Raw genomic sequence first — 22,676 nt, forward strand, 5'->3', positions numbered from 1 at the left:
GTGGATATGTTTCTTTCGTTATACTACGGACAAAGATACATCTTTGTTTTAATATCGGAAACAAAGATTCCGATAATTTTCGAATTATACTCATTAATTTACAGATTGAGGTTGCAAATCTACTCTGATTAAACATGTTTTTTTCGGGGCTTTTTCTTCAATACAACTTGTTTGGTGTGTATTGCATTTGGTATGAAAGGTTTATATGTCAATGTAAAAATAATGGCTATTTGTCTATGATTAACCGAGTTGCTTATCTGTCCGGATAAAACAACTAAAGAGCTGCGATTAATGTGTTTGAGAAAAAATAGACTTCGAGATAGTTGTGAAAAAAACTGCTATCTTTGTATTTCAAACAGCATCTTTAATCGGAATGAAATTAATAGCGGAAAGCGGATCGACAAAGACAGAGTGGGCGTTGGTGGAAGGAGAGCATTTGGTACAACGTGTTTTTACCGAAGGACTAAACCCTTTTTTTCAAACGAGAAGAGAAATTAGTCGGAGTGTTAGGTTAGGACTGCCGGACTCTTTTTTTAAGCGCAAGCTGGAGCAGGTCTTTTTTTATGGAGCGGGGTGTACCTCGGCCGAAAAGAAAAGTATTGTAGAGGCTTCCTTGGTTGCTCAATTCAAGACGCCGGCTTACGTGGAAAGCGATCTGCTGGCTGCCGCTCGGGGGCTGTTTCAGCACGAATCCGGGATTGCCTGCATTCTGGGCACGGGCTCGAATTCGTGTTTTTATGATGGATATACAATCGTTAAGAATGTACGCGCCGGCGGATATATTTTAGGAGATGAAGGGAGTGGGGCTGCGCTAGGAAAGCAATTTCTCTCGGATGTCTTGAAAAAACTTGCTCCTCAAGTGCTGATCGATGACTTCTTCGAAAAGTACGACTTGACGCCTCACGATGTAATGGATGCTGTTTATAATCGGCCGTTTCCTAACCGTTTCTTAGCTGAACAGTCATGCTTTTTAGCTGATTACCTTCGATTTGATTATGTAAAAGGGTTGCTGTTAACGAATCTCCGGAGTTTTTTCCTGCGTAATGTGATGCAATATGACTATCTGAATTACCCGATTCGCTTTGTCGGATCAGTGGCATATAATTACGCGGATTTACTGCATCAAGTTGGAAAGGAATTCGGAGTAGAGTTAAGTGTGGTCGAAGAGACTCCTATGGGTGGGTTAATCAAATACCATGCCTTCCCTCCGGATGATGCCGGAAGCTGATTCACTGCTTATTTTTGTTTCTTTGCACGGTTTTTTATTTTTATTTTTCAAACATTGATTTGTTAAATATTAAGTCTAATTCATAAAAAAACGGAATAAAAGTTCTTAATGTAAAAATTATAGTATACCTTTGCTTGTACAAAATACGGTAAAAGTACACTTTTAATTGTATAAAGAGGAAGCAGGAATAGAAACAACGAGAACATATATTTAATGTAATACTTGACAATTAACATAACAGGAAAGAATAAATAACCCCTTTAAAAAAGAGAGCCTATGGAAATGATTTATCTGAAAAGCACCCATATCGTTACGAACTGGAAATTCATTCGTACATCATGTTTTTCGGATATTGCATACTCCATTGACAAACAATCATTAAAAGCATAATTAATATGGTAAACGTAAAGAAACGAAGCATGTATTACGACAGGATTGTTGCAATTTGCGCAATCACCGCGTTATTAGGAGGAACGCCTCATTTTGCGAAAGCCGACAGGCCTGTCGGTCTACATGTAACTGATACACAGAATCCGTCCGTAAGCATCAGCGGAACAGTCGTTGATGAAAAGGGTGAAGTCGTTATCGGAGCCAGTGTATTGGAAAAAGGAACAGGAAATGGTACGATAACGGATATCGACGGAAGATTTGCCCTGAACGTAAAATCGGGTGCTAAATTGGTGATTTCGTACGTAGGGTATCGTACGCAGGAAGTGACAGCCAGTGCATCGATGCGTATCGTACTTCAGGAAGACACGGAATTGTTGGACGAAGTCGTTGTGGTGGGGTACGGAACGCAAAAGAAAGTGAACCTTACCGGAGCCGTTGCCTCTGTCGATGTCGGCAAAGCATTGGGAGCCCGTCCAATCGCAGATGTGGGACGCGGTCTGCAAGGAACAACGCCTGGATTATCGGTCGTGGTACCGAATGGTGAAGTCGGGATTGATCCCAGAATCAAGATTCGTGGACAGATCGGATCGTTCGAAGGCTCTTCGGCTCCGCTGATTTTGGTCGATAACGTCGAGGTACCGAGCATCTCGTTTATCAACCCGGACGATATCGAATCGATTTCCGTATTGAAAGACGCAGCTTCGGCATCCATTTACGGAGCCAAAGGCGCTTTCGGGGTAGTGCTGATCACGACCAAACGAGGCGCTAAGCAGGAGAGCTTGAATATTGCATACTCCGGCAATTTTGCATGGCAGAACCCGGCCTTAAAAATGGAAATGGCCGGTCTCGAGGGGATGGAGTACAATATGATCGCGGCCTTGAATGGCGGAAAAACCGTTTCGGGCTGGCCGTACTATGTTACCCCCGAAGGGTTGCAACGAATGAAGGAATGGCAGAAAGAATATGGCGGAAAATTAGGGGTTGATGATCCGACAGTATACGGACGCGACTGGTACGTAGACGCACAAGGGCGTAAAATCGGATTGAGAACGTATGACCCGTATGATTATATGATCAGAGAGTGGGCGCCTTCAGCGAACCACAATCTTTCTTTGAATGGAAAAAGCGGAAAGATCGGCTATAATGTCGGATTGGGCTATTTGAATCAGAATGGTATGACCAAGCCGGCGAAGCATGACGATTTTAAACGTTACAATGCTTCTACCAATTTGGATATCGAGGTAAGCAAAGTCATTTCGGTTAATGCCGGTATGATCTTCTCGAAGCAAGAGAAGCGTTTTCCTTATGTTACCGGAACAAAATCGGCAGACCCGTGGTATTATATGTATCGTTGGGGACCGACCGTACCTTTCGGACGAGATGATCGCGGATATCTGATGCGTGGTCCCGAACAGCAAATCCATGATGCCAACACCGGGTTGCAAATGAATAATTATTTCAGCGTGAACTTGGGGACGCATATTAATCTTATGAAGAACTGGACTGCTGATCTGCAATATACCTATGCCAACCGCGAATATGCATTTGAGCAGAACGGAACAAGATTTTCGGCCGCAGATACCTGGGGTGCTCCCATTAAACGATTGGATAAAGATGGTAATCAGGTGTATGTGAACGGAAAAGGAGAAGTGATTGACGCAGGAGCAGCTGGAGCCATGCCGGCGTATGATTTGAATTATGTAACGTATACGGGGGCAGGTTCTACTCCTGATCTCGTTTATCGGGAGGCAAAGAATTGGCATCAGAATACGTTCAATGCGTATACGACTTATAACTTGAATCTGAACGATACTCACCATTTTAAATTCATGGCTGGTGTCAATCAGGTATCTTCCCGTTTTGTATCGAACTGGTCGCAGAAAAAAGAGTTGAGTAATATCCATAATCCTCAATTCGATTTGGCTACCGGTGAAGAAAAAGCAGGTGGCGACAGAGGTTGGGAATCTCAGTTGGGTTATTATGGCCGTATCAATTACGATTTCTTAGGTCGTTACTTGTTCGAGGCCAATCTGCGTTACGACGGAACATCCAAATTTCCGACGGATTTGAAATGGAGATGGTTCCCTTCTTTCTCGGCCGGATGGCGTGTCAGTGAAGAGGCATGGATGGAATGGAGCAAACCATTCCTGGCCTCGTTAAAGCTCAGAGGATCTTGGGGGCAAATCGGAGACCAGACGGTCGAGAATACGTTGTATCTCTCTTTGATGGAATCCGGCCAGGGAAGCTGGCTCGATGCTTCGGGAAAGAAGTTGACGTATGTAGGAATTCCTTCTTCCGTATTGGCTTCCATTACCTGGCAGGATATCGAATCGTTAAACCTCGGATTTGACGTGTCTTTGATAGAAGGAAAATTAGACGTTATGTTCGACTGGTATCGGAGAGATACGAAGAATACGATTGTACCTATGGAAGGTGTCCCGGCTACTTTCGGTTCTAAAGCTCCGCTCGGAAATTTTGGTAACTTGCGTACGTACGGCTGGGAGCTGTCGGTTAATTACCGTCATCAATTTAAAAACGGCTTGGGGGTAAATGCAATGCTAACCCTCTCCGATGCGTTGACTGAAATTACGCAGTATGGTAGTTCCAGAAGTATTGAAGCCAATTATAACGGAAAGACGTACGGGGAAATCTGGGGCTATCGAACCGACCGCTTGTATCAGAAAGATGATTTTGTATATGATAGTGAAGGAAAACTCGTTAAAACATATGCTTTAAACGGGAAAGAAGTTGCCAAAGGAACAGCGGGAGCAAAAGTTGTGAATAAACTAAAAGACCCGAACGGGGTATATCAGGATTATTTGCAAAGCGGGAACTTTATCTTTGGTCCCGGCGATGTAAAGTTTAAGGATGTCAATGGTGACGGCAAAATCGATCAAGGGGCTTCGGATATCCATGATCATGGCGACAAGGAGAAGATCGGGAATACGACCCCGAGATTTGAATACGGAATCAGACTGGGCGCAGATTATAAAGGATTTGATTTCTCGATCTTTATGCAAGGTGTTGGAAAACGTGAATTGTGGGGAAGCTCTTCCATTTCTATTCCCGGCTTCAATACGTCTGATGGAGCGATGGCCAAATCGTTCGCGAAAGATTATTGGACGGAAGAAAATACCGGAGCATTCTATCCTCGTCCGTGGAATATGGCCAACTCAAAAGATGCATACAATATGCGTCCTCAGGATAAATACCTGCTTAATATGGCCTATCTGCGCGTTAAGAACATTACGTTTGGGTATACGCTTCCCGAAGCACTTGCAGGAAAAGCATACATGAAGAATGCTCGTATATACGCGTCACTGGAAAACTTCTTTACCTTCGATCATCTCAGAGGCTTGCCTCTCGATCCGGAGGTAATTCCCGGAGCTACTCCATTCTATGATAAAGGAAATGCCGAACGGGTCGGATTAAGTATTCCTACATTTAAGTCCATGTCATTCGGTGTTCAGTTAACATTTTAATTAGTTTAGCATATGAAAAAGATTATATATAGTATCTTATCTGGCTTTGTCACGTTGCTCTTCTCTGCTTGCAGCGACAGTTTTTTGGACAGGCCTCCGTTGACAAAATTCGAAGATCAGAACTATTGGCGTAATGAGAATGATTTGCGCATGTATGCCAATGAATTCTACCCGCAGTTCTTCAATGGATATAACAGTGGATGGGCCGCCAGTTGGACGCCACTGAGAGGATATGATTTCTGTGACGACTTTTCGACTGAAGGACAACAATTATCGTTCCCCAACTCGGTTCCGAATACGGTTACGAAAGTGAAAACAGACGATGCGTGGGACGGACAGGCATTGGGCGATAAATGGAACTATTCCTGGGTTAAAAAGGCGAACATCATGATCATGCGTATGGAAGAGCGTATGAAAGATAAATTGACGCAAGAGGAATTCGACCATTGGATGGGAGTAGCTCGCTTCTTCCGCGCTTACCAGCATTACAGACTGGTCCTTACGTACGGGGATATTCCGTACTTTGATAAAGATTATGACGCCGAAGATTTTGCGAATCTTTATAAAGACAGAGACCCCAGAGGTGTCGTAATGGATAAGGTGTATGATGATTTGAAAGCGGCTTTGGCCGGTGTTCGGGCTAACGATAAGGGAGCGATGAACGTAAACAAGATGATTGTGGCTGCGATTGCTTCTCGTATCATGCTGTATGAAGGCACGTGGCAGAAATACCATCGTCTCGATATGGAGCGCGCACAGAAGTACCTGACTTTCTGTAAAGAGGCCTCTGAAGTCGTGATGAATAGCGGAAAATATAAGTTTGGAAGTGATTTCAGGTCGTTGTTCGGATCGGATAATCTGGCCGGTAACCCCGAAGTCATCCTGTATCGCCATTACGATAAGGCCGTAGGAGTTTCGCATTGCATCGGTTCCTATTCGAACGGTACCGAATCTCAGTCGGGGGTCAATCTGGCGCTGATAAAGTCTTTTATTTGCAACGACGGAAAAGTTTATTCAAACTCGTCAGTAGACGGAGCCGCGAAGTTTGATTTGGCTACGCTTTGCAAAACGCGTGACCCGCGTTTCGAAGCGACCTTCTACGACACGGTCAATGTCAACTCATCCACGTTGATCTACGGAAACAAATTTATCAGCCGTGAAGGGGCATCTTACTGGAGAACGGGCAACCATGCAAGTTTACCGGGACAATATAAAAGTATCGATAATGTAAATGACGCGCCGGTACTTCGTTATGCCGAAGTTGTATTGAATTGGATCGAAGCGAAACAAGAGCTTGCCGAATCATTCGGAGGCGAAGCTGTATCGCAGGGAGACTTGGATAAATCGATTAATGCAATCCGTAAGCGTCCGTTGGACAGTTATGCCGTAAAAAAAGGAGTGAAACAAACAGAACCTCTGTTATTGGCCTCCTTACCTGAAGATCCCGAAAAAGAGGCCGATGTGTCTGCGCTTTTATGGGAAATCAGAAGAGAGCGCCGTATGGAATTTATCTTTGAACATACCCGTCTACACGACATCAAACGTTGGGCAAAGATTCAGTACATGGATAATTCCAAAAACGTTGATACTCAATGCGGTCCTTGGGTCGATTTCCCGAAAGAATTGCCTGACTTTGTAGCGGCTGACCCGAAAACGGGAAAATATACGAAAGCCAATCTGTTGAAAGTACGTAAGGCAGACGGAACGATCGTCACGTTCGACGGTACAAACGCTGCTGACATGGTGGGCTTCTATGTATTGCCGAAATTTGCTCCCAGAAATGTTTTTGGAGATGAGGCGTATTGCTATCCTGTTGGAAAACTCGATATCAAGGCGTATGAAGATAAAGGCTTCAAGCTGACTCAGACGAAAGCATGGACTGCTTTTAATTAAAAAGATATTTGTTCATAAAAATGAAAAGTTAAATCATAATCCATCTTGAGGTGTTCGGAATAACCGATGTGCTACACATCGCTTACCGAACACCTCAATCCTGAAAAAAAGATCTCCATGAAAACCAAAGATGAAAAACAAATAAAGGCCCTTTTTGTAGGCTATAAACTTGAAAAACAAATTGTATCATGATAAAAAAGTGTACCATGGGAAGAAAAATGAAACTATTACTCTCCATATTCTTATTGAGTGTGGGGGTTGCAATGGCACAAACCCGTATAACGGGTAACGTAACAGACGAGAAAGGAGAACCGGTTATCGGTGCTTCGATCCTGGTCAAAGGGACGGAGCAAGGAACGGTTACAGATCTAGATGGAAATTTCAACTTGTCGGTTCCTGCAAATGCACGGTTAGTCGTATCATATGTGGGAATGAAGACGCAGGAAGTTGTGGCTACTCCCAATTTAAAAATTGTTTTAAAGGAAGATGCTACCATGCTTGGCGAAGTAGAAATTACGGCTGAGTTCGGTATGAAGCGTGTGGCACGAGCGGTGGGATCTTCGGTGCAAAATGTAAAAGCCTCCGATATTATTGAATCGGGACGCGACAACTTTATTTCAGCGTTGCAGGGCCGTGTGGCCGGTATGACCGTCAGCTCTTCCGGTGGAGCGCCCGGTGCTTCCAACACCGTTGTATTGCGTAGCTTAACCTCTATTTCCGGAAATAACCAACCGTTGTATGTGGTAGATGGTATTCCTATGAACAACAGCACCTTTGACCCTACAAGCGTAGGGGGTGGATTTTCTCCGAGAAACCTGGATTTTGCTTCGCGAGGAAATGACTTTAATCCTGAAGATATCGAATCCATGACCGTATTGAAAGGAGCGGCGGCTGCAGCTCTTTATGGGTCGGATGCGTCGAACGGAGCCATTATTATCACAACCAAAAAAGGAAGAAAAGGAAAGGGCCGCGTTGCCTACAGCAATACTTTCCGTTGGGATAAGGCATACGGTTATCCGGATATACAGACCAAATATGCCAACGGAGCCTATGGAACAACCAATTATTATTACACTCAACATTTCGGAGGACTTTATCCCGAAGGAATGCCGTTGTATGATAATTTCAACTCTGTATTGCAGACGGGATTCAGTAACAAGCATAATGTTTCGGTCGAAGCCGGAAGTGACAAAGCTACGTTGCGAGCAGGGGCATCGTACCTGAATCAGACGGGAGTAATTAAAACGACCGACTATTCTCGCTTTAATTTGAGTTTATCAGGAAAAGCAGAAATTACCTCATGGCTGAAATTCGAAGGCAGTATGCAGTACTCCTCTACGCAAAACACGAAAGTGCCGCGTGGCGTAGACGGGCCTTTGTTCTTAGCGATGAAGTGGCCGCTGGTTGATGATATGTCGGAATATTTGGCGGCCGACGGTGCACACATGAGATATCCGCGTTATTATACCGATACCGATTTGTTGAATCCTCTTTTCGGACTGCATAAGAATAAATTTTACGACGAATCCGATCGTTTTATTTCGAATGCTTCCGTAACGATTACTCCCATTAAGAACGCGTTCTTCAGAGCACAAGTGGGTTGGGATGTCGGTATGCAAACCTTTGAAACTTCCAAACATCCGTATTATTTCAAAACGAATAACGGGGATGGAACTTATGTCTTGACGAAATCGAACTTTTCCGATCCGACATTAAATTTACTTGCCGGATATAATGACAAATATTTCGATGACAAGTTTACATTCTCTGTTCAGTTCGGATATCACCAACTCCAAAATGGGATTACCCGTTTAAGTACGAGCGGTTCGAAATTTATTATTCCCGATTTTCAGTCGATTAATAATTGTGAGCCGGCAACCGTATCGTCCATAAAGCGTACGACGAAACGGCGTATTCAGGCGCTTTCATCGCAGATAGAACTCGGATATAACAATATGGCTTTTTTAACGTTCCGGGCACGAAACGACTGGTCGTCTACATTGCCCAAAGCCAATAATTCTTATTTCTATCCGGCGGTAGAAGGGGCATTTATCCTGACGGAACTTCCTTTTCTCAAAGATAACAAGATGATCAATTATCTTAAAATAAGAGGTTCTATTGCTCGTGTGGGAAAAGATGCGGGACCGTTGGAAATCGATCCTCAATTGGAAGCTACAGAACTAACGGGTGGTGGATTTAAGTATGGATACACCGGACCCAATAAAAAGCTGAAACCGGAGATGACGACTTCCAGAGAGATCGGTTTTGAAGGACGTTTCTGGGATGATCGTATCGTAGCTGATTTTACTTACTTCGCGACACATTGTTCGGATCAGATCGTGAAAGGCTTCCGTCTCAGTTATGCGACCGGATTCGTTTTGAATAACATGAACGTCGGAACATTCGATACTTGGGGATGGGATAGTCATGTGGATGTGGATATTATCCGCGGAGCAGACAACTTACGTTGGAATATGGGGCTTAATTTATCGCAAGCACATTCGGAAGTTGTTTCTTTACCCAAAAATGTAAGCGAGTATTATAACTGGATGACTTGGAGTTCAGGAAATATTCGTAACGGTATCATGGTTGGAAATCCGATTACGACATTAACCGGACGGGCGTATCAGCGCAACGATGCCGGACAGGTCCTGATTGATCCGACTACCGGAATTCCTATGGTCGACAGTAAATGGAGTGTCTTGGGCGACAGAGAACCGAAACTCCGTTTCGGGATCACATCGAGTTTAAGCTATAAAGGATTCCGTTTGTCGGCGATGTTTTCCGGACGCTACAAAGCGACCGTAGTGAACGGCACGAAACGTTCGATGATGGAGAACGGGACGAGCTGGGAGTCGGTCGATTTGCGTGAACGTGGACCGGTTGTCTTCAACGGTGTCCTGAAAGACGGAAAAGAAAACTCGGATAACCCCACAAAGAATACCATTGCAATAGATTATTCGACCTTTGGTTCTTCTGTTTATGAGGGAAAAGATGAAGATTGGCTTGAAAAGAATGTACATTATGTTCGTTTGAGCGAATTGCGTTTGATGTATCGATTCCCATCCCAATGGTTGAGAAAAACAAAAGTACTTTCGGATGCAAGCATTCATCTTACCGGGAACGACTTGTTTACGTGGACAAACTATTCAGGTATCGATGCCGTCGGGAATACGGTATCGGCAGCAGCTGGTGGTACCGGTGGCGAAGGATACGATGTGTGGTCTATCCCGAATCCGCGCGGTATGTCGATCGGTTTCAACTTAACGTTTAATTAAAAACTTAACACTTACTGAGATGAAAAAAATAACGATGATTGTAGCATCCCTCTTTATCTTCCTGACCGGTTGTGAAGATTATCTGGATGTGAACAAAAATATTGATGCTCCCGACCATGTAGAAGGATATTTGTATCTGGCCGGAATACAACAGTCTTATTATGGAGTGTATTATGAGATAAGAGGTCTTGGACCGATGACCCAAATGATGGGGACTACTTCTTCTACATATACAAATTTTGCTAATCATTATTATGCACAGGGAAGTGATGCTTGCGGTGAAATCTGGCGTATGACCTACTGGAATCAAGGTATGAATCTGGAAAACATGATTAACCAGTCGTTAGCAGCCGAAGACTGGACGCTTGCCGGTATCGGCTATGCGATCAAGGCTTACTCGTGGGATATGCTTGCTAAAGAGCACGCCGAGCTCCCGATGAAACAGGCTTATGTCGATGGATTGCTATCGCACGATTACGATTACCAGAAAGACGTTTATAAACAAGTGCGTGAATGGGCTTACAAAGCGATTGAACTGCTTGAAAAAGAAGATAACAAAGATTATGGTACGAAAATCAGTGCGAATGATTTTATTTATCAGGGGAATAAGGCAAAGTGGATCAAATTTGCTTATGCTGTCCTTGTCCGCAATTTAGCCTCCTTGTCGAATAAGACAAACTTTGTTTCGGATTATGCTCCCGAGCTGATTCAATGTGCCTCCAAATCGTTTCAATCTCATGACGACGATGCGGTCGTAAAGATTGCCGGAGGCTCTCAGAGTGCACCTTATAGTGCTTATAACAACTTTTGGGGTACGGCTAGAAAGAATCTTAGTTACGATTATTTTCAGCACGAATACGCTGTGCAAGTATTTACGGGAACTGTTCCTAAATATGATGAAAGTACCGGAGAGAAAGTGCGAACGGAAGGAAACGATTACTACCCGTACGAGCTTGCCGATAAGCAAATTATTTGCGATACACTGGTAACGGAAGCCGGACACTACGATCCGCGTGTAGCGGCAAAGTTAGCGACGATAAGCGATCCGGAATATAAAAATATCGATAATGCAGACAGTGTAAAGATGTATAAGTATTATGGTGGATCGCTTACCGGAGCAAGTGGCCCGATTGGTACTGCTCCATCATACTACGGCCGAAGAATTGCTTCGGAATATCAGGGAAGTAAGCATGATGGAAAGGGTCGTTGGCTCTATCATGACGAAGCACCTTATATTCTAACGACATGTGCTGAAATTAAGTTCTGTCTGGCTGAAACTTATTGGAAAATGGGTAAGAAGAACGAGGCTTTTGAAGCATTTAAAGAAGGAGTAAAGGCAGACCTCGATTTTACCGCCCGATACCTTATGCCGGGAACGGTGGGTAAAGCCGAAGGAGGAGATAAAATCACAAAGAAAGTTTTCAATAATTTAGCCGCTGAATACTTGGCCGGTCCTTTTGTTGAAAAGCTCCCTATGGCTGATTTTTCGCTCTCGCATATCATGATGCAGAAATGGATCGCTCTCTATCCCTGGGGCGCTCACGAAGCATGGGTAGACATGCGGAAATATCATTACGATATCGAGTATACCGGTGAATATCCTTCGAAAGGTAACGGTTGGGATATAAGTACCGTTACACAGAAATGGGATACGAATCCAAGTAAAGTATATAAAGGGTTCTATCTGGCTCCGGCTCAGGTGCAGGGACGAAAAAGTTCATACAATGTAAAGAACGAGGGTTCTCCATGTTACAGAATCCGTCCGCGTTATAATTCCGAATACATGTGGAATAAAGGGTCTCTGGAGGCACTAAAACCGATATCCGGTATGGCCGATAATTATCAATGTTCGATACCCTGGTTTGCTTATCCGGGCGAAATGCCGGCTTCAGTCAAATAATTTATTCATTTATAATAACGATTCGCTATGAAAGTCTTTAACTATATTTTTTGTACGGTTCTTTTAATGGGATTCGCAGCATGTGAAAAGCATGTGGTGGAATATGATACGACCAACCTCTCGGACGTGGCGGAGTTTCAGTTGCACTATTTTGTTCCTGTCGATGCAAAAGCGAGCAATCATATCTATAAGATTGAGATCAATAATGACGTGTACGTAAACAACAATGCGGCTCTTCTGACAACATACAATGCCGTGCCTAAAGGGTCTGTGGGGCGCTTTTATACAGCGAAGATCGGAGAAAATCAGATCAAACTCTATAAAGATAAGAAGCTGGAATTGGTATATGATCAGACTTGTTCCCTGAAAAAAGGTAAGCAAAATGTGTTTGTATATGATTTTAATAAACCGCCTATGGTGTTTGATAACGGTCATCCGTATGTAACGAATGTATCGGAGAATACGGATTCTGTTTGCTGGGTCAAGTTCTATAATTTTCTGTATGAAAAAGAAGGAGTTCCTACCGATCTCAAGCTGCAATATCAGTATCAGTATACATTAGATTATAAGACAAAAGAAAAAAGTCAGTGGGCTGATGTCGGCAAACCGGTTGCTTTCGGTGAAGCGACGGGATGGCAAGTTGTACAACTGAAAAAAGAAGTCTATAACTCTTCGGGAAAATGCCGAGTAGACTTCCGAATCAAAGTTGTAGATGCGTCGGGCAATCCGGGCGAAGAGCTGCAAGTTATGAATTCCAAGGGTAAGTTTATCACCTATTCGGACTATTGGAATGAATATATTGGTCGGCGTTACCATCATGTATTGTCAGGCATGCGTGCGGCAAAGCCGGTGTCTGCTGTCAGACAGTTTACGGCATTGTAACGGTTGAGGATAATGAGGTGCCTCATGAACCGATTTGTGGGGCAGCTTCTTGAATAAAAGCTTTTTTGAGCAAGAAATATTCACTATGCGAAAAATAATTTGTGCGTCTGTTTGGTTGCTGTTCTTTTTGGGAGCGCGTGCTCAATCGTGGGTACGTGTGAACCAGATCGGCTATCTGCCTGACGATGTAAAGGTAGCTGTTTGGGTGAGCAAAGAGAAGAAGACGATCGATTCGTTCGAAGTGGCCGATGCACAAACCGGTAAGAGGGTCTATCGGGGAGGGAGGATCGTAAGTACGGGAAAGCAGCCGGCTTTCGAGTCGTCGGTACGGCTTCATTTTTCGGAATTTACGACGCCCGGCACGTATGTGCTGCGTGCCGGTGGCAGCCAATCCCTTCCGTTCCGGATCGGGTATGATGTGTATGCCGGGGCGGCGGACATCCCGCTCCGGTATATGCGTCAGCAGCGGTGCGGATATAATCCCTGTCTGAAAGACTCATGCCATACGCATGGGGGCGTTTCGGTGGGTGACCCCGACGGAAAACGCGACGACATCCCCTTCGACGTTTCCGGCGGCTGGCACGATGCCTCCGATTACCTCCAATACGTTACCACATCGGCCCATGCCGTGTACCAGATGCTTTTCGCATATTCGCAACATCCCGAAGCATTTGGAGACCGGCATCAGGCCAATGGGGACGAGGGTGCGAACGGCATCCCCGATATTCTGGACGAGGCCAGATGGGGACTCGACTGGTTGCTGAAGATGAATCCCGACTCGGTTACGTATTTTAACCAGTTGGCCGACGACCGCGACCATGCGGGCTTTACGCTTCCGGCCGACCAACGCGTCGACTACGGTTGGGGGGCAGGCAAAGCGCGTCCGGTATATTTTTGCAGTTCGAAGCCGCAAGGATTGAAAAAGCATCGGAACCGGAGCACGGGACTCGCTTCGACCTTGGGGAAATATGCTTCGTCGTTCGCTTTGGGCGCAAGCATGTTATCTGAATATGACCCTGAGTTTTCCACGTTGTTGCTCAAAAAGGCGGAGGAGGCTTATCGCAGAGGGGCGGCGTATCCCGGCGTATGTCAGACGGCGCCGTGCGGGGCGCCTTATTTCTACGAAGAGGACAACTGGGCCGACGATATGCAGCTGGCCGCAACCGGGATGTATGCGCTCTCCGGACAAAAAGAATACCTGAAACAGGCCGTTCAATACGGCCGGATGGAACCCGTAACACCATGGATGGGAGCCGATTCGGCTCGTCATTATCAATGGTATCCGTTCGTGAACCTCGGCCATTACCGGTTAGCGGCGCAAGGAGATGATCCGAAAGCGAAGCAGGAGTTTATCCGCAATCTGCGCAGCGGTTTGCAGCGGGTGAAAGAGCGGGCACAGGGCGACGCGTTTCTCAACGGCATCCCGTTTATCTGGTGCTCCAACAACCTCACGGTAGCGTTCATCACGCAGTGCAGGCTCTATCACGAACTGACGGGCGACGGAACGTTTCTCGAAATCGAAACTGCGATGCGCGACTGGCTGTTCGGCTGCAACCCGTGGGGAAAGTGCATGATCGTGGGCTATCCGGCACAGGGAGACACGCCGTCCGATCCGCACTCGGCCTTGACTCATCTGCACGGAATGCCCGTTACCGGTGGGCTTGTCGATGGTCCTATCTATGCGTCGATATTCGGCAGCCTGATCGGTGTACATCTCTCGAAAGAAGACCGGTACGCGCCGTTTCAGTCAGAAGTAGTCGTTTATCACGATGATTATGCCGACTATTCGACGAACGAGCCGACGATGGACGGGACGGCATCGCTCTGTTACTATCTGGGCTATCTGAGCGCTCAGGCACATCGGTGCGAAACGGTGGAGGGCGGAATCGTACGAGGCGACCGAACGGAGAAGAAGATCGCGCTTGTGTTTACCGGGCACGAGTATGCCGATGGCGCCGATGTCATCCGTCGAGCGTTGAGAAAGCATCGAGCACGGGCATCGTTTTTCCTGACGGGCGATTTCTATCGGAAATATCCCGACGTGGCTCGCCGGCTGCAAAAGGAAGGACATTATCTGGCGCCCCATTCCGACAAGCATTTGCTCTATGCCGACTGGCTGCGGCGTGACTCGACGCTCGTTTCGCGCGCCGTCTTCGAGCAAGACCTCGACCGTAACTATGCCGCGATGCAAGCAGCCGGATTGAAGATCGAAACGCCTCGATTCTTTATGCCGCCTTACGAGTGGTATAATCATGAGATAAGCCGCTGGGCCAAGGAGATGGATGTGCAGGTGGTGAATTTCACCCCGGGCACACAGTCGAACGCCGATTACACGACACCCGATATGAAGCATTATCGTTCGTCCGAAGCGATTCATCGTTCCATCCTCTCGTATGAGGCGGAAAATGGACTGAACGGTTTTATTCTGCTTCTTCATATCGGCACCGACCCGAAGCGGACGGATAAATTTTATAATCGATTGGACGACCTGATGCGCGAATTAATGCAAAAAAAGTACATCTTTGTACGCATTGACGAAATGCTGGCAAAGAAAAAAAGATATAAAGAATAAACGCGAATGAAAGTATATCGAAAAAAACTTGGTAAAAACAAAAGCAACGATCTATCTCAAAGCCCCGGATGGTAGTCGTGTGCATGGTGCATGATGGCTGTCTGTGGGTTTGTTTTTTCATATCTTTTCCATAAGCGTCTTGCCCGGGCTTGCATTTGCAGGTTCCGGGCAAGTTTTTTTGCGAAGCGGTCAGTCCTTCGGACGTTTAGTTGTTTAGGTGTTATGCCCCTTCGGGGCGTTTAGTTGTTGATTCGTTGACATGTTGATTTGTTGGCTGACCGCTGACAATACGAAAAAAAATCTACTTTGTCAGAAAAAAGTTTGTATATGATATTTTTTTATATCTTTGTCATCAAATGTATGAAATAAAAAGAGTGTCAATCGCATAAAAACGAGACATGAAAGAGAAGAACACATATTCTAATATCCTGATGAATAACATTCTGTCGAATGTTCGTTCTCTTCGTATGCACTCTTCAGAAAGAAAGAAAGAGAACCTGCCGGCCTCGATCTGCCCCCCCCCCCGTTTACATTATTTAACAAAAATATCTTTACGCGTAGCCGCCTTTTCGCGCGGAAGCGTGTTGGAGCATGGAATGGTTGCGTTGCGACGCCCCGAAGATTCGTGCACCCCGACACGAAGCCGGTTGAAAACAACGCGGCATTGGCAGGATGCCAAAAAACATCGGGTGAAGCGCAGCCGATTTCAGGCCCTGCGAGCCGGTGTTCCGTTGCCTTCCACCGATCTTTTGTTCCTTCCAACCGAAGTTCCGTTGAACGCAACGAAACTTTTTGGCGATCTAACGCAAGTTCCGTTCTTTCCCCCGATGTTTTGGGGAGATTGCCCCGAAGAGCCGGAACATCGCCCCGAACTCCGGGGGAGACCAACGAAACTTGCGTGGAAAAGAACGAATCTTTTTCAAGCATCCCCCAAACTCGCGTTGCATCGCCCCGAAGCTCCGTTGAACGCAACGAGCCGCGCGTACGATTATACCGACGCGCGGTTGGTAAGAACGAATGTTCCGTTGCTCCAACGAACCTTTCGGGAAAATGCGTCTTTTTATTTGCTAACCTCCCTGTATTACAGATGGATAACATCGGTCGTACAGGCATAAAAACATGAATATTATGGCAGATTATGTACCTCGCTCAGATGCCGAGTTTAACAACTGGCAAGCACAGAACCTCTCCTTCGCCGAAGGAAAAAGTGAAGCATGGAAGATCCCGGCCGACATGCTGGTGTCGCTCAAAAACGGACAGACAGCATGGGCCGCCGCGTATGTGAAGGCCAGCAACCGTAAAACGCGTTCGCAGGCCGATGTGGAAGCCAAAAACGTGGCGCGACGAACCTACGAAAAACAATGGCGTGAGTTTATCCGGGCATGGGTGACGGACAATCCCTATGTCTCTCCGGACGACCGCGTGCGCATGGGCCTCTCGCCCAAAGACCGCGTACCAACTTCCGCGGGACCTCCCACAACGGCCCCGATCGTCAAAGTCGATATGTCCGACCGCTTTCAACACAAAATCTCCTTTTTCGACGCCCAGAATCCGACCTCCCGCGCCAAACCGGCCGGCGTGCACGGATGCGAAATCTGGATGAAACTCGATGGCGACCCGCCCGTGTCGACCAAAGACCTGCAATACGTGGCAACCGATACCGCGTCGCCCTATATCATGCTCTTCGACGGAGCAGACGGAGGCAAAGTAGCGTACTACCGCCTGCGATGGGTCAACAAAAAAGGACAAACCGGACCGTGGAGCGCCGACGTGCAGGCACTGGTCAATAAGTAAAAAAGTGAAAAGTGAAAAACGAAAAGTGAAGCCCTGCGGGCGTTGAGATGTTGCGTGGTTTAGATGTTTAGTTGTTGATTTGTTGGCTGAACGCTGACGAACAATTACGAATGACAAATTACGAATTACGATGTTCCGAATGCTGAATGCTGATGGCTGAACGCTGAGAAAGTGAAGCCCTGCGGGCGTTTGAATGTTGAGGTGTTGAAATGTTGATTTGTTGAGTCGAATGCTAAACAACTAAACAACTAAACAACTAAACGTCCGAAGGACTGACCGCTGACAAAGTGAAAAACAAAGAAGGAATTTATAGAACATTAATCGTTAACAATTTTAAAGTATGAAACAAAAAATCATTATGCTAATGGCCTTCCTCCTTATAGGAGCAGGGTCTTTGATGGCTCAGACGCAGGTGCAGGGCACCGTGGTCGACGAGCATGGAGAACCGGTCATCGGAGCCTCTATTCTGGTTAAAGGTACAACCAATGTAGGCACGATTACCGACGTAGACGGTAAGTTTACCCTTTCAGCCCCGAGTGATGGCAAACTTATCATTTCGTATGTAGGTATGGAAACACTGGAAGTAGCCGTAAGTCCTAAGATCAGAATCATACTGACTACGGATTCTGAAATGTTGGATGAAGTAATTGTTACCGGATATGGGACTTTTAAAAAGAGCTCGTTTACCGGATCGGCTGCCATTGTTAATGCGGAAAAAGTTAAAGATGTACCTGTTACAAATATCTCGGATAAATTAGCGGGTAATGTTGCAGGAGTACAGATTAATTCCATATCGGGACAACCCGGAGCTACGGAAAGTATCCGTATCAGAGGTATGGGATCGATTAATGCCGGCAATAATCCGCTATATGTCATTGATGGAGTGCCGATGCTATCGGGCGATGTATCCGGATTCAGTTACAGTAATGCCGGAACCAGCATTCTTTCCACATTGAACAGTAACGATATCGAATCGATCACGGTAATCAAAGATGCTGCCGCTGCATCTTTATACGGTTCTCGCGCCGCTAACGGTGTTGTCGTGATTACGACTAAGAAAGGAAAGGCCGGAAAGACAAGATTTAACGTCAAATCGAATTGGGGCTTTTCTGATATGGCGATCAACTATCGTCCTGTTTTGGATGGCGCTTCTCGCAGAGAGTTACTTTATTTGGGACTGCAAAATTATTCGCTGTATACGCGAGGAAGTACACCTGAAAAAGCGAAGGAATATGCTGACAAAGAGATTGACAAATATGCTAAAGAACCCTGGTCCGGGTGGACAAACTGGCGTGACTTGCTCTTCCGTACAGGAAAGTATCAGAACTATGACATCAGTGCACAGGGAGGAAGTGATAAAACGAAATATTACAGCTCCTTATCCTACACCAAGCAGGATGGTATTACCTATAATTCCGATCTCGATCGTATCACTGGTAATTTGAATGTCTCTCATCAAGCCGGAAGAATTTCTTTGGATGCCAGTTCTTTGTTTTCTTATACCGACCAAAACTCCATCAATGAAGGAACAAGTTTTGCCAGTCCTATCATGGCTGTTTCCATGAGTGTTTCCCCATCGTCATACCCATACAATGAAGACGGAAGTTTGGCAACCTATTTTCCGGCAATGGGTTCTTTTGCTAACCCTATAAGAGCCTATAGACATACGTGGAATAAAAATAAATTGACGAGAAGTTTTAACACCTTGTCGGGAACACTTGATGTTATGGACGGATTGAAACTGAAGGAGCTTGTCAGCTACGACTTTACTCAAAATGCCAGTTCTACTTGGTGGGATCCGAATTCAAATGACGGACGTACCGCAAAGGGAGTTTATCAGAAATACATGTTGAATACCTCTAAACTGAACACCCAAACCCAATTGACTTATGACAAGGTGTTCGCAGGCAAACATTATTTGAATGCCTTGCTTGGTTATGAAACAGAGGCATATAAAAATGAATATACTTACGTGAATGGCAGCAATTATCCGTTGTTGACCAATCCCAAGTTTGAAGTAGAGAACTCCGCCGTTAAAAGAGCATCGAGTCATATCGACGAATATCGCCTGATTTCTTATTTGGGAAAGGTGGATTACAACTATAACCATAAGTATTATGCCAGCGCAAGTTTCCGTCGCGACGGTTCATCTCGCTTAGCCCCTGAAAATCGCTGGGGTAATTTCTGGTCTGTGTCCGGTTCATGGCGAATTACGGGAGAGAGTTTTATGGAACCGCTCCAACATATTCTTTCCGAAGCCAAACTACGTGCATCGTATGGTGTAAACGGAACTCAACCCTGGAGATACTACGATTATATGGCATTATATGAATTTGGGTCAAATTATGATAATCAGGTAGGTATGGCTGAAACAACGTTAGGAAACGAGAATCTTAAATGGGAAAAAAACAATGCCTTGAATATCGGAATGGACTTGACCCTTTTTAATCGCTTCTCTATGACGCTTGAATGGTATTCCCGTAAAACGGAAGATCTACTCTTAGACAGGCCTATCTCCGGATCTATCGGTATCATTGACCGTTATGGAGAGGCTAAAGAACTGGTGAATGTCGGTGCGATGAGAAACAGTGGATTTGAATTAGAATTAAAGTCCAATACGATTCAAAAGCGAGATTTTTCGTGGACTACTACATTGACCTTGGCACATAATAAAAATAAGATTCTTAAATTAAATCAAGATCAGGGCGAGATTAAAGATGGACAAGCCATCCATCGAGTGGGAGAGCCTTATCATTCTTTTTATGCCTATGAATATGCCGGAGTGGATCCTGCTACCGGAAAGGAATTGTTCTATCTGAATGACGGTACGGCTAATGCCCGTGAAACAACGACCAATCCGGCTAAAGCTCAAAAAATCATCATCGGAAACGCTGATCCCAAAGTGCAGGGAGGATTGACCAATGCGCTTAGCTGGAAGTTTATTGACTTCAGCTTCACATTTACATATTCGTTGGGAGGACATGTCTATGACAATGCCAGATGGATACAGAGCAATGGAGGCACATATCATTATTATGGTAATATTCCGTCTCATTATAAAATAGAGGATACATGGAAAAAACCGGGAGATAACGCCAAACTGCCGATGTTTGCCTACGGAGGGACAAATGAGCGTTCTTCCAGATGGATGCTGCCAACAGATCATTTAAGACTCAAAAATTTGACTTTGGGAATTTCTATCCCGCAGAATATGATCAAAAAGGCCGGTCTTGAAAAAGCCAGGGTCTACATGTCCGGCAATAATTTATTGACGTTTAAGTCGGAGAAATTATACGTGGATCCTGAAAATATATCGCACGGGTTAGTTCTTTTCAGAACACCGACCATGCGTACGATTACATTTGGAGTAGAATTAGGTTTTTAAATTTTCAAAAAAGACAAGAAGATGAAAAAAATTGCATTAAATATAATAGTAATCATTTCAGCTGTATTGAGCAGTTCATGTAGCCATAACTGGCTGGATTTAGAACCTACGGATGGTGTCCCTTCCCACACGGCCATTGCAGATGTGGAAGGGCTAAAAGTGGCTCGAATTGGAATGTATGATGGCCTGCAGGGTAATTCTACTTATAACGAGTACTATGCTGCACGAATGATTTATTACGGCGATGTCAGAGGAGACGATATGCAAGCCAGAGCCGCCGGAAAAAGAACATCCGCTTTATATGAAATGAAATATAGAGCGAATGATGCCCCCAAAATGTGGAATGTACCTTACCACGTGTTACGCAGGGCAAATAACATTATCAAAGCTGTAGAAGGAAACGAAGTGAAAAGTTCGGACAAGGATAAGCCCACAATTCGATCTGTTTATGGCGAAGCTTTAGTTGTAAGAGCTTTGGTACATTTCGATTTGGTCAGAGTATATGGACAAACATATACCGCCGATAACGGAGCAAGTCTGGGTATTCCCATTATGACAAAGCCGGTCGGTTCAAAAGAACTACCGACACGCAATACTGTAAAAGAAGTATACGATCAGGTCATTAGTGATTTGAAAAAAGCGATCGACGAAGGGGCTTTGCCTCAAAAAACAAAGACACCCGGTTATATCAATCATTGGACAGCAAAAGCTCTTTTATCACGCGTGTATTTATATATGGGTGACAATACGAACGCATTGAAGGAAGCAGAAGATGTGATTAACAACTCTCCTTATAAATTGTGGTCTAATGCAGAATATGCGGCGAATGTATGGGATAAAACAAGTGGAGCTCATGGTAATGAAATGCTTCTTGAGATCTTAAATGTCAGCACAGACGATTATACGGATAGAGAGGGGATTGCATATTTGTATAATGAAGACGGGTATGATGATGCCATTGCGACAAAAGCTTTCTGTGATTTACTACAGGCAGACCCCAATGATGTTCGCTTAACAGCGATGTTGGCAAGTAAAGATAATGGTCTCAAGAAAGTATACAAAGATGACAAAGTCTGGGTAAATAAGTATCCGGCTAATAGTACAGGAGAAATGAGATTGAGTAATGTACCTATTTTGAGGTTGTCGGAAATGTATCTGAATGCGGCGGAAGCTGCAGCCAAATTGGGGAATAAGGAAGCAGCTGCAAAGTATTTAAATGCAATCGTGTTGCGGGCTAATCCTGATGCTACTCCTGTGGCAGATGCAACTTTAAAGCGGATTTTGACCGAAAGAAGAAAAGAATTTATCGGTGAAGGCCACCGTTTCTTTGATGCTATGAGAAATAATGAAACGATTGTTCGTTATGAAGACGATGCGAATATAGGCTACCATTATCCGCTGGCTGTGAATGAGTCGAAGAAATTTGACAGAACCTATTTCAGGGTAATCTTACCGATACCCATAGATGAGGTTGATGTGAATCCGGAAATCAAGAAGCAACAGAATCCGGGATATTAAAAAAACGGAATAGAACATTAAAAACAGCGCAGGGGAGATGATTCCTTCTGCGCTGTTTTTTTAGTGTTTTGAAACTTGTGGTTTAACTGAATCCTGATGGCTAAGTATTGCTGACGAATTCATTCAGGCTTTCAGCCCTCTGAATAGGGTGCGGACATCGATACCCCACCCTTACGGGATGGGGCTGAAATAATTCGGGCTTTCAGCCCTTGGATGCCCTTCGGGGGGGAGTTGTTGAAATGTTTATTTGTTGAGTTGAATGTTAAACAACAAACACCTAAACATCCGAAGGACTGAACGCTGAAGGCTGATTGCTGTAAAAGCCCTGAAAGGGCGCCTTAATTCAGCCCAATG

The 22,676-nt window shown here is 45.0% G+C and carries 11 protein-coding genes; all 11 read left to right on the forward strand.

The features are described 5' to 3' along the window. The first annotated feature begins 373 nt into the window (after positions 1-373). The gene (locus Q4A89_RS01065) at positions 374-1,228 is read left to right on the forward strand and encodes a hypothetical protein (protein WP_303183062.1); all 855 of its coding nucleotides are present in this window, start codon (positions 374-376) and stop codon (positions 1,226-1,228) included. A gap of 395 nt (positions 1,229-1,623) precedes the next feature. Beyond that, positions 1,624-5,100 (forward strand): TonB-dependent receptor, encoded by a 3,477-nt coding sequence (locus Q4A89_RS01070; RefSeq protein ID WP_303183064.1) that lies wholly within the window; start codon positions 1,624-1,626, stop codon positions 5,098-5,100. Positions 5,101-5,112: 12 nt separating this feature from the next. Beyond that, positions 5,113-6,993, forward strand: a complete 1,881-nt coding sequence (locus Q4A89_RS01075) for a RagB/SusD family nutrient uptake outer membrane protein (RefSeq protein ID WP_303183066.1) — start codon at positions 5,113-5,115, stop codon at positions 6,991-6,993. Between the two features lie 188 nt (positions 6,994-7,181). Then, the gene (locus tag Q4A89_RS01080) at positions 7,182-10,271 is read left to right on the forward strand and encodes a SusC/RagA family TonB-linked outer membrane protein (RefSeq protein ID WP_303183068.1); all 3,090 of its coding nucleotides are present in this window, start codon (positions 7,182-7,184) and stop codon (positions 10,269-10,271) included. A gap of 19 nt (positions 10,272-10,290) precedes the next feature. Further along, the gene (locus tag Q4A89_RS01085; RefSeq protein WP_303183069.1) at positions 10,291-12,171 is read left to right on the forward strand and encodes a SusD/RagB family nutrient-binding outer membrane lipoprotein; all 1,881 of its coding nucleotides are present in this window, start codon (positions 10,291-10,293) and stop codon (positions 12,169-12,171) included. Positions 12,172-12,237: 66 nt separating this feature from the next. Further along, a complete protein-coding gene (locus tag Q4A89_RS01090) occupies positions 12,238-13,053 on the forward strand; it encodes a hypothetical protein (protein ID WP_303183071.1) in 816 nt (271 codons plus the stop codon). An 85-nt stretch (positions 13,054-13,138) separates the two neighbouring features. Next, positions 13,139-15,625: a glycoside hydrolase family 9 protein gene (locus Q4A89_RS01095; RefSeq protein ID WP_303183072.1), complete on the forward strand. Its 2,487-nt coding sequence runs from the start codon at positions 13,139-13,141 to the stop codon at positions 15,623-15,625. Between the two features lie 398 nt (positions 15,626-16,023). Further along, on the forward strand, positions 16,024-16,740 hold the full coding sequence (locus tag Q4A89_RS01100; RefSeq protein ID WP_303183074.1) for a hypothetical protein: 717 nt from the start codon (positions 16,024-16,026) through the stop codon (positions 16,738-16,740). Between the two features lie 13 nt (positions 16,741-16,753). After that, positions 16,754-17,419: a hypothetical protein gene (locus Q4A89_RS01105; RefSeq protein ID WP_303183076.1), complete on the forward strand. Its 666-nt coding sequence runs from the start codon at positions 16,754-16,756 to the stop codon at positions 17,417-17,419. 340 nt (positions 17,420-17,759) lie between these two features. Further along, positions 17,760-20,804, forward strand: coding sequence for a TonB-dependent receptor (locus Q4A89_RS01110; RefSeq protein ID WP_303183077.1), 3,045 nt, complete (start codon positions 17,760-17,762; stop codon positions 20,802-20,804). A gap of 21 nt (positions 20,805-20,825) precedes the next feature. Then, entirely contained in the window at positions 20,826-22,322 is a 1,497-nt protein-coding gene (locus Q4A89_RS01115) for a RagB/SusD family nutrient uptake outer membrane protein (protein ID WP_303183079.1), read from the forward strand. Positions 22,323-22,676 lie beyond the last annotated feature (354 nt).

Source organism: Tannerella sp. (assembly GCF_030528505.1).
Lineage (GTDB): Bacteria > Bacteroidota > Bacteroidia > Bacteroidales > Tannerellaceae > Tannerella.